This is a genomic window from Rathayibacter sp. AY1A3 (assembly GCF_002930975.1).
In the GTDB taxonomy this organism is placed as follows: Bacteria; Actinomycetota; Actinomycetes; order Actinomycetales; family Microbacteriaceae; genus Rathayibacter.
Genome location: NZ_PSTO01000060.1, coordinates 1 through 14,013 on the forward strand (window position 1 = coordinate 1; position 14,013 = coordinate 14,013).

A 14,013-nucleotide genomic window follows, 5' to 3' on the forward strand; every position below is an offset into this window, starting at 1 on the left:
GTAGAAGAGGTCGAACTCCGCGGTCGTCAGGCTGAACTCGCTCGCCTGGTTCTGCGTGGTGAACGACGGGAGTCCCGCTCCCTGCACGCCGAGAGTCCGGGCGTCGGCTCGGGTCGTGGCGCCCGGGGTCGTGCCTGCGGCGAGGTCGTTCAGCAGGGTGACGCGGCCCTCGCCGGTGAGCAGGTCGGTCCAGAAGACCTTGTACTTCTGCGCCGCGGCGTCGTGGACGATGCGCGGATCGGTGACGACGGAGCCCGGTGCGAGGCGGATCGCGCGCTGCTGGGTGAGCGAGCGCCCGTCGGGCGAGGTCCAGAGATAGACGGAGTCCGTGGCGTTGTTCTGGCCGGCGACCGCGCCGAGGGACCCGTCTGCCGTGCGGAACAGGCTGGGCGAGCCGACCTGCGCGTTCGGGCGATCGGCCTGGTTGCCGTCGTTCGCCACGGAGAGGATCGCCTGCGATCGGTTCAGCGGCTCCCAGGTGCTCGTGCCGGTCGGCAGCGCCGCGGCGTAGAGCGCGTCAGCTCGGCGATCGTCGTTGTACGCGATCGGATCGTCCTTGACGCCGTTCGTCGTGGTGACCGTCTTGACGTAGGTCGCGATGCGGCCACCGGGAGCGACGAGGCGCGTGTCCCAGGCGAAGGCCTGAGCAACGCCGTCGACCGCGGCCTGCACGCGGACGGCGACCGGTGCCGAGGTGAGCCCGGTCGTGTCGACCGCTCCGTTCGCCGCGATGCGGGCGGCGCCCGCGCCTGTCGCGCTCCAGGTGATCGTGCGTCCGAGCACCTGCGAGGGCAGGTCCGAGAGGAGCGTGGACGGCACGGCCAGCGCCGCTCGGACGTCGGTCGCGACGGTGGTGCTGTCGGCGCCCAGCTCCGCGCTCGTGAGCGCACGGTCGTAGACACGCAGATTGTCCAGGAGTCCGGTGAAGTACTCGCCGCCGCCCCAGTTCGCCTTGCCGACCTGCAGCACACCCCCGGCCGCCCCGAGGATCTGCGTCAGGGTCTTGCCGGACGCGTTGACCGCCACCGGCTTCTTGTCGACGTAGACGCGCGCCGTGGAGCCCGAGATCACCAGGTCGACGTGCTTCCACACGGCCGCGCTCGGCGCGGTCAGGTTGCCCGAGGTGTCGCGGCTGCCGGTGTTGTCGTACCGCTCGACGGTGATTCCCGCCGTGCGATCGAGAATCCCGAGATAGTGCTCCTGCGCGAACTCCTGGCGTACGGCGGAGCGGGCGGCGAAGACCGACCAGCCGGTGTTGGCGGCGGAGTCGGGCCTGCTGTCGTACGAGAGCGTGATGCTGTCACGCCCCTTGAGCAGGGGAGTGCCGTCGGTCGCCTTCACGTCGAGCCAGAAAGACGGGGAGAGGCGCACGGCCTGTCCCTGCCCCTCCTGCCCGGCGACGAGGGCCGCGGTGCCCTGCACGCTCGCACGGGCCGAGCGGTCCGCGAACGCACCGCCGCTGGGCGCCGCGTCGAACGTGAACGAGCCGAGCAGGCTCTGCTCGGGGGTTGGGACTGCGGCGGCAGTCCCGGTCTCGGCGGCCGCCACGGGCACGGTGCCGCTCGCGACGAGCGCGGCGGCGGCCAGGGCGGCGATGGTCAGGGAGCGTGCGCTCGAGTGTCGTCGTCTCGTCCTCATCGACAAGAGTCCCTTCGGTTCGTCTTCGAATTCGCGCGATCGACTGCGTCCGCTGCGCTGCGGAGGCGAGCGAGCCACAGCACGATCGCGGGTGATGCTCGGACCGTACCGCCAATTGTTCACGGTAACAAGACGTTCCCCAACCCTTGTGGTTCCGGCTCTCTTGCTCGCAGTCGTCCGGCTACGCGCAGTCGGCGGATCACCCCGGCGCGGTCGGGCGGTGCTCGTCGCAGGAGGACACCTGGTCCTCGCGGCCGCCTTCTGCGGACTCGCCGTCACGGCCGTCGCCGGGGGACTGCTCGCGCCGAGTATCAGCTATTGACCGCGTTCCCGGTCTCTGGGAGGTCGCGCTTCTTCGAACCGCTCTGGTTCTCGAGCGACGCTGATGAACCACACGCGACTCGGGCCTCTCGATTGCGAACTGACATAATCTCGATTATCAGTAGCGGCGGTGGGAGAGCCCGGGAGAGCGCGCAAGCCCTGTACCGCCCTCGACGGGCCTGGGTACCGTCGCTGACGACCCGCACCACTCCTCGAGGCACCGGACCGGTGCAGAACAGGTGACAGCACATGACTCGCGAGCAGAACATCGCCGCCCAGCAGGCCTTCGGTGAGGCGGTCAACGCCGGCGACTTCGCCGCGTTCGACGCACTCGTCGCGCCCGACTCGGTCGATCACGACCCGGCGCCCGGCCAGGCACCCGGTCCGGAGGGATACGCCGCGTTCTTCGGCGACCTGCGGACCGCGTTCCCCGACATGGCGCTCGAAGTCGAGAAGCTCGTCGCGGACGACGACAGCGTCGCGTTCGCCTACACGCTGACCGGCACGCAGACCGGTGTGTTCCAGGGCCACGCGCCGACGGGCAAGTCCGTGAAGATCCGCGGCATGCAGATCAGCATCTTCGTCGACGGCAAGCTCGCCGAGCGCTGGGGAAGCAGCGACGAGCTCGGCATCCTCACGCAGCTCGGCCTCGCACCCGGCGCCTAGCAGGCGGGACTCCGTAGGGTTCCGAGGCTCGTGTGCGACCACACCTCGGAGCCCGTCGAGCGGAGTACGTGCGAGAAAACTGACATAACGTCGATTATCGGAGCTCCCGCAGCGAGTCGCTGAAGCGCAGGGCCCGCTCGGGGGAGGAGTTCATGAGCCGGTCGATGCTGGTGAACACGGCGACGAGGGTGCTCGACGGCTTCCCGGAGATCTCCCAGAGCAGGTCCTCGGCGGCGTGCGGTCCGTGGCGCAGCACGGTGGGCACCCGCTCGGTGGCCGTCTCTCCCGCCGACCAGGCCCGCAGCACGGCGGGCAGGTCCTCGAGGATCCGCTCGGTGTCGGCGACGGCGCTCACGGCCGCGTCGCGGACCCGGCGGGTGTGCACCGCGACGGCCTCGTTCGCCCAGTCCGCGGGCGGCGGATAGGCGAGCACGTCGTCCGCGCCTCCGATGAGCCCGCGGTCGCGGAGCCTCTGCACGGCCGCGCGGAGGTCCGTCGGGTCGAGGTGCGTCGCGAGAGGCGCGTCGTCGAGCGTCATCGGCCGCCCGCGCAGCAGGATGCCCAGAAGAGTGTCGTCGTCCATCGCTCCCTCTCGCGGGAGCGCGGCACCGGCTCCGCGACCACAGTGCCCAGGGGCGCAGGGTCGTTCAACGGCTTGCATCGAGGGGGATTCCGTGAGGGAGGCGTCGGGGCGCGGGACCCGTGGTCCGCTCCAGCGGATACCGTCCTCCCGACCCGCCGCTCAGGCCCGCCGCTCGACCAGCGCCCGCAGCGCGTCCCGCCGAACTGCGCGCCGGCCGCGCCGCCGTAGCGCGCCGCGAACCGCTCGTCGTCGACGTACATCTCGCCGAGCCCGAGCAGGTACTCGTCGCTCGGCCGTCCGGACGCGTCGCGGGGCGTCCCCGGTACCTCCGCGAGCCAGTCCCGGTGGCGCGCGGCGAGCGCGAGGGCCGCGTCTCCCGTCGGATCCGCTCCGCTCGCCGCCGCGGCGGTCCACGCGCCGGCGAGGTCCGCCTGCCTCCGCCGCCACCGCTCGCGCTCCTCCGCGCTCATCGACCGCCACCAGCGGTCGCCGTCGGCGTACGCCGGGGCGCCCCAGCGGCGCTCCACCTCCTCGCGGTGCTCCGCGTGGTCGAACCCGTCGAACATCTCCTCGGCCATCGGCCCGTTCCCCTCTCTCATCGTCGTGATCGTCCCGGCGACCGCCCGGATGCGGCGGTCGATCCGCCGGCGCTCCTCCTGGAGCACGTCGAGGTGCCGCTCGAGAGCGAGCACCGGCTCCGTGTCGCGCCGCAGGATCCGCCCGATCTCGGGCAGCCCGAGGCCGAGGTCGCGCAGCAGCAGGATCCGCTGCAGCGTCACGAGCGGCGGCGTCGTAGTAGCGGTACCCGTTCGCTCCCACCCGGCTCGGCGGCAGCAGCCCCTCGGCCCCGTAGTGCCGCAGCGTCCGGCTGGTCGTGCCGGCCAGCCGCGCCACCTCGTGCACGGTCCACTCCTGCTCCACAGCGCCCTCCGTCTCCGCGTCGCCGGTGACTCCGCGGCGATGGAAGCGACGGTACGGGTTGACGCAGCGTCACCGTCAAGCGGCGAGAGCGGATCCGCTAGCGGGCGCCGATCCTGCGCGTTCCCACCCGGAGGACGAGCTCGGTCACCGGCACCGCGGCGATCGAGCAGCAGGCGGCGGGCACCACGGTCAGCAGCGCGACGACGGCGTCCGTCCCGTCGCCCGCGTCGGTCCACGCCGCGATCGAGACCACGATCCAGGCGATCGCGAGGATGCAGACCGTGGAGGCCGACCAGAGGACCGGCCAGGGCGCGCGACCCCGTCCCGCGGAGTAGGGGAGCCCGCCGACGGCCGCCGTCACGGCGGTCGCCAGAAGCGCTCGGGCCAGCGGGAGGAGCAGCTCGCCGGGGTCCCGGCCGGTGTCGAGGGAGGACAGCGCGAACAGGACCGAGGTCGTCGCGAGCGAGAGGACCCCGGCGACGGCGACGAGCGTCAGCAGGGTCCGGATCAGGAGCCTCACCGGTCGCCTCCGGCGAGGAACGCGCCGCGCTCCTCCAGCAGCCGCCGCAGGTGCCGGTCGAGCACCAGCCGCTCCGCGATCCGCCCGAGGACGCCGAGCGGGGCGGAGTACTCGAGCCGGTCGATCATCACGGAGCCGGAGCCGTCGGACTCGAAGCGGTGCTCGTGCCGGAAGGTCGCGAAGGGCCCGCGGGTCTGCTCGTCGACGAAGGAGTGCGGGGCGTCGAGCGCGGTGACGGCGCTGGTCAGCCGGAGCGGGACGCCGAAGTGCCGGGCGCTCCAGGTCACGTGCTCGCCGAGCCCGATCAGCCCGGTGGTCGTCCCGGAGACCGCGCGCTCGCGGGCGCCGGCCTGCGAGCGCGTGTGCAGGTCGATGTCGCGCGCCCGGTCGAACATCTCGGCGGCCGGGCGGGCGGAGCGGGTCACGACCTGGAGGAGCACGGTGTCGATCCTGCCCGTCGCGCCCGCGGCCGGCCGCGGACGCGCCGGTCCGTCCGCCTCACCAGCTCGTCACCACGGTCCGCGTGATCACCCACCCCTCGTCGCGGCGGACGAGGCGGCTCGTCAGCTGGAGCCGCCAGGTCGCGTGCAGGCGGCCGATGGTCGCCTCGGTGATGGTGCGGGAGGTGAGCACCGGGTGCGCGGCGCCGCCCGAGAGGGCGCTCTCGACGTGGTCGATCTCGTGGTATTCCTTGCGCGCCTCGTCGATGTCGGCGAGCCACTCCTCCCGCGACTGCACCAGGCCGGTCGGGTGCTCGATCACGAAGCGCTCGTCGAGCAGCGCCTCGAGCGCGGGCAGGTCCACCAGCTCCAGCGCGTCGAAGAGGGCGGCGTGCACGGCGGTCGGGCCGTCGTCCTCCAGCTCGTCGCCCGTGCCGGCGGTCCCGTCGCCGCTCATGCCGGCGGTCCCGTCGTCGCGCGGCGGACGAGCTGCGTCGGCAGCTGCACGTGCAGCGAGCGCGGCTCGCGCCCGGCCATCAGCGCGATCAGCATCTCGGCGGCGGTCGCTCCGAGCGTCTGCATCGGCTGGCGGACGGTGGTCAGCGGCGGATCGAAGCGCGCGGCCTCGGGCACGTCGTCGAAGCCGATCACCGACAGGTCGTGGGGCACGGCGAGGCCCAGGTGCGCGGCGGTCTCGATGATCGCCAGCGCCGAGACGTCGTTGGCGGCGAAGACCGCGGTCGGGCGGTCGGGCAGCGACAGGAGCGAGGAGGCGGGCCGCCGGGCGGTGTCGCGGTGGTAGTTGCCCACCCGCAGCAGGCGCTCGTCGAAGGCGATGCCGGCCTCCGCCAGCGCCGCCCGGTAGCCGGCCTCGCGCAGCCGAGCCGAGCGGAGATCGCCACGGCCCGCGACGAAGCCGATGCGGCGGTGCCCGAGCGCGATCAGGTGGCGGGTGGCGAGCAGGGCGCCGCCGAAGTTGTCGGACTCGACGGTCGGCAGGTCGGCGCGGCCGGTGTGCGGGTCCACGGCGACGAGCGGGATGTCGGAGGGTGCGCTCACCACGCTCGGCGTCACCATGATCGCCCCGTCGATGAGGGTGCCGCTGAGCCGGCTGAGCGAGCGCCGCTCCCAGCCCTCCTGCTCGCCCTCGTGGGAGCCGGAGTAGGCGAGCAGGTCGAACCGCGACTCCGCCAGCACCGACCCCACGCCCTTCAGGATCTCGGCGCTGAACGGCTCGAACCCCGCGACGAGCACGCCGATCACGCCCGTGCGCCGGGAGCGCATGCTGCTCGCGACGAGGCTCGACTCGTAGCCGAGCTCGCGCACGACCTCGAGCACGCGGGTGGCGGTGGACGGGGCGATGCCGTAGCGGCCGTTCACGGCCTTGGACACCGTCGCCACCGAGACGCCGGCGGCAGCGGCGACGTCGTGGATGGTCGGTCGGGTGGTCATGTGGCCGACTGTAACCCGTGCTTCGAAAACCATTTCGAAAACGTTTGACCACTTTCGCAAGCACTGCGGACACTGACTCCACCCGCGAAGGCGGGAACCCCCACGGCGCCGGTGCACCAGGCGGCGCCCTCGATGAAGAGAACGGTTGGACGATGAAGTTCAGGAAGATCGCAGTGGCGACAGCAGCCCTGCTCGGCACGGTCGCGGCCCTCACCGGCTGCTCGGCCCAGGACTCGGGATCGAGCGACGGCACCGTCGCGATGACCCTCTGGCAGAACTCGACCACGGGCCCCGGCCAGGAGTTCTGGGACAAGACGATCGCGGACTTCGAGGCCGCGAACCCCGGAGTGACCATCGAGTCGCAGGCCATCCAGAACGAGGACCTCGACGGCAAGCTCCAGACGGCGCTCAACTCGGGCGACGCCCCCGACGTCTTCCTCCAGCGCGGAGGCGGCAAGCTCGCCGCCATGGTCGCGGGCGGACAGCTGAAGGACCTCACCGACGGCATCTCGGACCAGGCGCGCAGCGAGATCCCCGAGGGCTCGTTCTCGGCGAACACGCTCGACGACAAGGTCTGGGCGATGCCGGTCGCCGTCCTCCCGGGCGGCCTGTTCTACAGCCAGGACGTCTTCACGGCGGCGGGCGTCACCGAGACCCCGAAGACCATCGATGAGCTCGACTCCGCGATCACCAAGATCAAGGGCAGCGGAGCCCAGGCCGTCGCGCTCGGCGCGAAGGACGCCTGGCCCGCCGCGCACTGGTACTACTTCTTCGCGCTCCGCGAGTGCAGCGCCGACACCATGGCCGAGGCGGCCGACACCAAGGACTTCTCGGACGACTGCTGGGTCCGCGCGGGCGAGGACCTGCAGGACTTCTCGGCCACCGAGCCGTTCAACGAGGGCTTCCTGACCACCGCCGCCCAGCAGGGCGCGGGCAGCTCGGCCGGACTCCTCGCCAACCACCAGGCGTCGATGGAGCTCATGGGCGCGTGGGACCCGGGCGTGATCGCCTCCCTCACCCCCGACGAGAAGCCGCTGCCCGACCTGGGCTGGTTCCCCTTCCCCGAGATCGACGGCGGCGACGGCGAGGCCGGCGCGATCATGGGCGGCGTCGACGGCTACTCCTGCTCCGCGGGCGCTCCCGACGAGTGCGTCGACTTCCTCAACTACCTGGCCACCTCCGACGTGCAGAAGGAGTACTACGCGGCCTTCAACGCGCCCCCGGTGAACACCGTGGCGCAGGAGGCGGTCACCGAGCCGTACCTGCAGCAGATCCTCGAGGCCTACAACTCGGCCCCGTACGTCTCGCAGTGGCTCGACACCGTCTACGGCCTCAACGTCGGCAACGCGCTGAACGTCGGCGTCGTCGACCTGCTGGCCGGCAAGAGCGACCCCGAGCAGCTGGTCGAGGCCGTCAACGCCGCCGCGGCGAAGGCCTAGCCACCATGGCACTCCGCGAGAGCCCGCTCCTCGGAGTGGATGAGCCCCGCGGGACCGCGCGCACCGGAGGCGTCACCTCGACGCCTCCGGTGCGCCGGCGCCGCCGCAGCGTGGGCTGGGCGGGGCGCTTCGAGATCGCGCTCCTGGTCGGCCCGGCGCTGATCGTCTTCCTCGCCTTCGTGATCTTCCCGGTCGTGATGGCGGCCTACTACGGCTTCTTCAGCTGGCAGGGCTACGGAGTGCCGACGGACTTCGTCGGCTTCCGCAACTACCTGACGATCCTGCAGGACCCCACCTTCCACGACGCCCTCGCGCACAACGGCATCATCGTGGTGCTCTCGCTCGTGCTCCAGGGGCCGGTCGCGATCCTCCTGGCGCTGCTGCTGAACCGCAAGCTGCGCGGGCAGTCGATCATCCGCGTCCTCATCTTCGTGCCGTACGTGATCTCGGAGGTCGTCGTCGGCACCGGCTGGAGCCTGATGCTCCAGACCAGCGGCGCGGTCAACGGCCTGCTCGAGAAGGTCGGCCTCGGCGCGCTGAAGCAGGACTGGCTCTCGGATCCGGCGATCGCGATCTGGACGCTGATGCTGATCATCACGTGGAAGTACATCGGCTTCGCCGTGATCCTCTTCCTCGCGGGACTGCAGGGCATCCCCGAGGAGCTGTCCGAGGCCGCGGCCATCGACGGCGCCTCCTACTGGCAGGTGCAGCGGCGGATCACCCTGCCCCTGCTCGCGCCGACCCTGCGGATCTGGGCGTTCCTGTCGATCATCGGCGCACTGCAGCTGTTCGACCTCGTCTACATCATCTGGGGCCAGTACGTGTCCTCGACCGCGGGCACCTCGACCATGGCGATCTACCTGGTCACCAACGGCCGCAACGCCGGCAACTACGGGTACGGGAACGCCGTCGCGGTGGTCCTGTTCCTGATCTCGCTCGTGGTGGCGCTGCTCTACCAGCGCTTCGTGCTCCGGCGCGACACGGCGGGCGCACTGACGGGAGACAAGCGATGACCGGCACGACGATGACGGCCCCGCCGATCACTCCGGAGACCCCTCGGCCTCTCGCGGTGAAGCGGCGCCGGCAGCCCCTGGGCCGCGGCACCACGATCGCCTACGTCGTGGCGATCGTCGTGATCGCGCTGATGCTCGCCCCGGTGGCGTACATCATCCTCGGCGGCTTCCGCACGAACGCGCAGATCACCACCGACCCGGCGGGCCTGCCCTCGCCGTGGAACGTGCAGAACTACCTCGACGTGATCACCGGCGGCGTCTTCTGGCAGGAGGTCGGCAACTCCACCATCGCCGGCCTCGCGACGACGCTCGGCGTGGTCGTGCTCGGCCTGATGGCGAGCTACGTCCTGGCCCGCTACGACTTCACCGGACGCGGCGTGTTCTACGCGCTCTTCGCCGCCGGCCTGATGTTCCCGATGACCGTGGCGATCACTCCCCTCTACCTGGTGATCAAGAGCCTCGGCCTGATGAACTCGCTCGCCGGAGTGGTGCTGCCGCAGATCGCGTTCGGCCTGCCGACGACGATCATCATCCTGGTGCCGTTCCTCCGCGCGATCCCGGACGAGATCCAGGAGGCGGCCTTCATCGACGGCTGCAGCCGGATCGGCTTCTTCTTCCGCATGGTCGTGCGCCTGGCGATGCCCGGCGTGATCACCACGGGGATCCTCGCGTTCATCGCGAGCTGGAACAGCTACCTGCTGCCCCTGTTCATCCTCAACAACGAGTCCACCTTCACGCTCCCGCTCGGAGTCCAGGCGTTCTCGTCGCAGTACTCGGTCGACACGGCGAAGGTGCTGGCCTTCGTGTCGCTGTCGATGATCCCGGCGCTGATCTTCTTCAGCGTCTTCGAGCGCCGCATCGTCGGCGGGCTGACGGGGGCGGTGAAGGGATGAGCGGATCGCTCCGCCCGGCCGCCGCGTCCCCCGTCCCGTCCGCACCCGTCGCCCCACCTGCAGAGAGGGTCGCACCGTGACCGCACCGCACGCACCAGAGGACCCCCAGGCTCCGTCCGCCCGCACCACCGAGCTGCTGGGCCGGATGACGCTGGAGGAGAAGCTCTCCCAGCTGGTCGGCTACTGGGTCGACCAGGGCGGCGAGGTCGTCGCCCCGCTCGCCGGCGAGATGGCCACCTCGACCGGGTACGCCGAGGCGACCCGCGAGGGGATCGGCCAGCTGACCCGCGTCTACGGCACGCGCCCCGTCGATCCGCTCGAGCGCGCCCGCTGGCTGTGGGCGGAGCAGCGCCGGCTCGTCGAGGAGACGCGGCTGGGCATCCCGGCGATCGTCCACGAGGAGTGCCTGACCGGGCTCGCCGCCTGGCAGGCCGCGACGTTCCCGACTCCGCTCGCCTGGGGCGCCTCGTTCGACCCGGAGCTCGTCGCCGAGCTCGGCGCCGTGATCGGCGGCTCGATGCGCGAGCTCGGGATCCACCAGGGCCTGGCGCCCGTGCTCGACGTGATCCGCGACCCCCGCTGGGGCCGGGTCGACGAGTGCATCGCTGAGGACCCGTACGTGGTCGGCACGATCGGCACCGCGTACGTGCAGGGACTGCAGTCCACCGGCGTCGACGCGACGCTGAAGCACTTCATCGGCTACTCCGCCTCCCGCGGCGGCCGCAACCACGCGCCGGTGCACGCCGGACCGCGTGAGATCGCGGACGTGCTGCTGCCGCCGTTCGAGATGGCGATCCGCGACGGGGGCGCCCGCTCGGTGATGAACTCCTACGCCGAGATCGACGGGGACCCGGTCGGAGCGACGCCCGCCTACCTCACGGGCGTGCTGCGCGAGCGCTGGGGCTTCGACGGCGTGGTCGTCGCCGACTACTTCTCGGTCGCGTTCCTCCACCTCATGCACGCGGTCGCCGCCGATCTGGGCGAGGCGGCCGAGCTGGCGCTCGCCGCGGGGATCGACGTGGAGCTGCCCACGGGCGACGCGTTCCTCGCGCCGCTGGCCGCGCGCATCCGGGCCGGGGAGGCCGACGAGGCGCTCGTCGACCGGGCCGTGCTGCGGGTGCTCGCGCAGAAGGAGCGTCTCGGCCTGCTCGACGCGCGCTTCGACGACGCCCCCGAGTCGATCGACCTCGACTCGCCGGCCCACCGCGACATCGCCCGTCGGCTGGCCGAGGAGTCGGTGGTGCTGCTCGCGAACGACGGCGTCCTGCCGCTCGCTGCGGCGCGCCGCCTCGCGCTGATCGGCCCCAACGCCGACAGCGCGCCCGCGCTCATGGGCTGCTACTCCTTCGCCAACCACGTGCTGGCGCACCACCCGGGCGTGCCGCTGGGCTTCGAGATCCCGACGGTCGCGGACGCGCTGGCCGGCGAGTTCGGCTCGGCCGAGCTGCTGCTCGCCGAGGGCTGCTCGGTCGAGGGCGACGACGCCTCCGGGATCGCGGAGGCGGTCCGGGCGGCCGCCGACTCCGACGTGGCGATCGTGGTCGTCGGCGACCGGGCGGGCCTGTTCGGCCGCGGCACGGTCGGCGAGGGCAACGACGTCGAGAGCCTCGAGCTCCCGGGCCGCCAGCGCGAGCTGGTCGAGGCCGTCGTGGCGACGGGGACCCCGGTCGTGCTCGTGCTGCTGACCGGCCGCCCCTACGCCGTGGGCTGGGCGCTCGACGGGCCGTCGGCTCCGGCCGCCGTGCTGCAGGCGTTCTTCCCGGGGGAGGAGGGCGCCGGCGCGATCGCGGGCGTCGTCTCGGGACGGGTCGACCCCTCCGGCCACCTGCCGGTCTCGCTGCCGCGCTCGGCCGGGGCGCAGCCGTTCTCGTACCTGCACCCGATCCTCGGCGGGCCGTCGGACGTGACCTCCGCCGACAGCACGCCGGTGCGGCCGTTCGGCCACGGCCTCTCGTACACGGCCTTCGCCCGGACGGAGCTGGCGGTCGAGGAGTCCGCCCCGACGGACGGCTCCTTCACGGCGACCGTGCGCGTCCGCAACACGGGCGAGCGAGCGGGAACCGACCTGGTGCAGCTGTACGCCCGCGACGTGTTCGCGAGCGTGACCCGGCCGGTGGCGCAGCTGCTCGGCTACGCGCGGGTCGCGCTCGAGCCCGGCGAGGAGGCGGAGGTCCGGTTCGAGGTCCCGGCCGCGCGCCTGGCCTTCACCGGACGCGAGGGCGTGCGGATCGTCGAGCCCGGCCGCGTCGAGCTGTGGGTTGGCCCGGACTGCGCGACGCGCGAGACGGAGACGGCGCTCGAGCTGTTCGGCCCGGCCGCCGCTGTCGACGCCTCCTCGCAGCGCCTCGTCGGCACGCGGGTCCAGCGGGCGGGAGCGGGCGTCCCGGCCTGACTCCGTCCACACCGCAGGAGGGATCGCTCCGGCGGCCCGTGGATCCGCGGATCCCGGTGCCCGTGGGGCGATCCTTCCTGCGGTCTGAGCACGGCGCGGCTCCGGCACCGCTCTGGCGCGGCTCGGACGGGCGCGGCAGGCTGGGGGGATGAGCGACGACGCGAAGCAGACCCTCCTCCGCTACCTGCAGGAGGGGCGCGACGCCCTGCTGCAGAAGCTCGACGGGCTCGACGAGTACGACGTGCGGCGGCCGCTGGTCGCGACGGGCACGAACCTGCTCGGCCTGGTGAAGCACGTGGCGGGCACCGAGGCGGGCTACCTCGGCGCCGTGTTCGGGCGGCCGTTCCCGGAGCCGATGCCGTGGATGGAGGACGAGTCGGAGCCGAACTCGGACATGTGGGCGACGGCCGACGAGTCCCTGGCCGACGTCGTCGCGCTGTACCGCCGCGTATGGGCCCACTCCGACGCGACGGTCGCGGCCCTCCCGCTCGACGCTCCCGGGCAGGTCCCCTGGTGGACGAACCGCGACGTGACGCTGCACCGGATCCTCGTCCACATCACCGCGGAGACGCACCGGCACGCGGGCCACGCCGACATCGTCCGCGAGCTGATCGACGGGCGGGTCGGGCTCCGGACGCCCGGCGACAACCTCCCGCCGGTGCCGGAGGAGTGGTGGCCGGAGTACCGGGACCGCCTCGAGTCGCTGGCGCGCGCCGTCCGCGACCGGGGCTGACGTGCCGGCGTCCGTCGGCATCGCGGTCACGCCCGCGCGCGCGGCCCGGCTGCTCGACGAGCTCGATGCCGCGACGGAGGCGGCGCTCGACGTGGCCCTGGGCGGTCGCGGTCGGGGCCGGGCCGCCCTGCAGCGGCGCCGCGACGGGGCGTCGCCGGAGGAGCGGAGGCAGCGGGCCGCGCTCGAGCGCCGGGCGTTCAGCGCGGAGGCGGACCCCGCGGCGCTCGAGGAGCTGGCACGGCTGCGCGCGCAGCTCCGCGACCGGGAGGAGGCGCTCGACGCCGCGGTCGCGGGACTGGCCGCGTCCGTCGGGCCCGCAGCGGCCCAGGGCCGGATCGGCCGCGGGACGGCGAGCGGCCGGACCGGTGGGGACGAGAACGGCGAGACCACCGGAGGCGACGACGCCGACTCCCGCACCTCCGCCCCGCCCCGCCCGCGCCGCCGCCTCGGGGTGATCGCCGCCCTCGTCGCCGTGCTCGGGCTCGCCGCCCTCGGCACGGCCGCCTCCGTCGCGCTGGCCCCTCGCCCGTCGCTGGAGGTCTTCACCGAGCCCTGGGCCGTCCCCGACGACGTCGCCATGCGCCCGCTGTCGACCCTCGCGAGCCTCCGCGTCTTCCACTGGGGGCCGACGCGCTACCTGGGCAGCATCGCCGGAGTCGACTACTTCGCCACCCTCAGCCTCGACTCCTTCTCGGCCGCGGAGCTCGCCGACGAGTCCGTCTGCCTCTACGGGCTCGCGCGCTCCGACGGCGACGTCGTCGTCACGGACTGCGCGGCGACCGCGGACTTCGTCGCGAGCGGCATGGCCCTCTCGCCCGACGACTACCAGGGCGACGCGGGCGGCACCGGAGTCGCCTGGGGTCCGACCGGAGGGATCCGCTCGGCCGGCTGAGGCGGCTGGCCCGACTCCACCCGGCCCGCCCGTCGATCAGCTCGCGGACGATGTCGGCGTGGCCCGCGTGCCGGTGCGTCTCCGCGGTGATGTGGACGAGGATCCGGTGC

The 14,013-nt window shown here is 72.8% G+C and carries 13 protein-coding genes and 1 pseudogene; 6 read left to right on the top strand and 8 right to left on the bottom strand.

All coding sequences use genetic code 11. The annotated features are described in order from the left end of the window. On the bottom strand, positions 1 to 1,638 hold a 1,638-nt coding region (locus tag C5C10_RS16905; protein WP_146082194.1), incomplete at its 3' end, for a LamG domain-containing protein. A 570-nt stretch (positions 1,639 to 2,208) separates the two neighbouring features. Between C5C10_RS16905 and C5C10_RS16910 the strand changes: the two genes are divergently transcribed. Continuing rightward, entirely contained in the window at positions 2,209 to 2,625 is a 417-nt protein-coding gene (locus C5C10_RS16910) for an ester cyclase (RefSeq protein ID WP_104329842.1), read from the top strand. Between the two features lie 94 nt (positions 2,626 to 2,719). Here C5C10_RS16910 and C5C10_RS16915 read toward each other — a convergent pair whose 3' ends face one another. The 6 genes and pseudogenes from C5C10_RS16915 to C5C10_RS16940 all read right to left on the bottom strand — a co-directional run bounded on the left by C5C10_RS16915 (position 2,720) and on the right by C5C10_RS16940 (position 6,541). Next, positions 2,720 to 3,208 carry a hypothetical protein gene (locus C5C10_RS16915; protein ID WP_104329843.1) on the bottom strand — a complete coding sequence of 163 codons (489 nt, stop codon included), beginning with the start codon at positions 3,206 to 3,208 and terminating at the stop codon, positions 2,720 to 2,722. 159 nt (positions 3,209 to 3,367) lie between these two features. Continuing rightward, a pseudogene (locus tag C5C10_RS16920) lies at positions 3,368 to 4,129 on the bottom strand (TipAS antibiotic-recognition domain-containing protein). A 97-nt stretch (positions 4,130 to 4,226) separates the two neighbouring features. Continuing rightward, positions 4,227 to 4,649, bottom strand: coding sequence for a hypothetical protein (locus C5C10_RS16925; RefSeq protein WP_104267643.1), 423 nt, complete (start codon positions 4,647 to 4,649; stop codon positions 4,227 to 4,229). Beyond that, positions 4,646 to 5,089, bottom strand: coding sequence for an SRPBCC family protein (locus tag C5C10_RS16930; RefSeq protein WP_258060635.1), 444 nt, complete (start codon positions 5,087 to 5,089; stop codon positions 4,646 to 4,648). The genes C5C10_RS16925 and C5C10_RS16930 overlap by 4 nt, the downstream gene beginning before the upstream one ends. Positions 5,090 to 5,147: 58 nt before the next feature. Beyond that, positions 5,148 to 5,546: a nuclear transport factor 2 family protein gene (locus C5C10_RS16935; protein WP_104239174.1), complete on the bottom strand. Its 399-nt coding sequence runs from the start codon at positions 5,544 to 5,546 to the stop codon at positions 5,148 to 5,150. Then, positions 5,543 to 6,541 (bottom strand): LacI family DNA-binding transcriptional regulator, encoded by a 999-nt coding sequence (locus C5C10_RS16940; RefSeq protein WP_104329844.1) that lies wholly within the window; start codon positions 6,539 to 6,541, stop codon positions 5,543 to 5,545. Before C5C10_RS16940 ends, C5C10_RS16935 begins: the two co-directional genes overlap by 4 nt. Positions 6,542 to 6,693: 152 nt before the next feature. Between C5C10_RS16940 and C5C10_RS16945 the strand changes: the two genes are divergently transcribed. From C5C10_RS16945 to C5C10_RS16965, 5 genes are all read left to right on the top strand, one after another. Further along, positions 6,694 to 7,980 carry an ABC transporter substrate-binding protein gene (locus C5C10_RS16945; RefSeq protein ID WP_104239175.1) on the top strand — a complete coding sequence of 429 codons (1,287 nt, stop codon included), beginning with the start codon at positions 6,694 to 6,696 and terminating at the stop codon, positions 7,978 to 7,980. A 5-nt stretch (positions 7,981 to 7,985) separates the two neighbouring features. Further along, positions 7,986 to 8,993, top strand: a complete 1,008-nt coding sequence (locus tag C5C10_RS16950) for a carbohydrate ABC transporter permease (RefSeq protein ID WP_104226347.1) — start codon at positions 7,986 to 7,988, stop codon at positions 8,991 to 8,993. Further along, on the top strand, positions 8,990 to 9,886 hold the full coding sequence (locus C5C10_RS16955) for a carbohydrate ABC transporter permease (RefSeq protein WP_104224899.1): 897 nt from the start codon (positions 8,990 to 8,992) through the stop codon (positions 9,884 to 9,886). Before C5C10_RS16950 ends, C5C10_RS16955 begins: the two co-directional genes overlap by 4 nt. A 145-nt stretch (positions 9,887 to 10,031) precedes the next feature. Next, positions 10,032 to 12,278, top strand: coding sequence for a glycoside hydrolase family 3 N-terminal domain-containing protein (locus tag C5C10_RS16960; protein ID WP_104329845.1), 2,247 nt, complete (start codon positions 10,032 to 10,034; stop codon positions 12,276 to 12,278). Positions 12,279 to 12,426: 148 nt separating this feature from the next. Next, on the top strand, positions 12,427 to 13,011 hold the full coding sequence (locus tag C5C10_RS16965; protein WP_104329846.1) for a DinB family protein: 585 nt from the start codon (positions 12,427 to 12,429) through the stop codon (positions 13,009 to 13,011). A gap of 761 nt (positions 13,012 to 13,772) precedes the next feature. Here C5C10_RS16965 and C5C10_RS18095 read toward each other — a convergent pair. Further along, the coding region (locus tag C5C10_RS18095) for a DUF664 domain-containing protein (RefSeq protein WP_219813284.1) at positions 13,773 to 14,013 on the bottom strand (241 nt) is incomplete at its 5' end.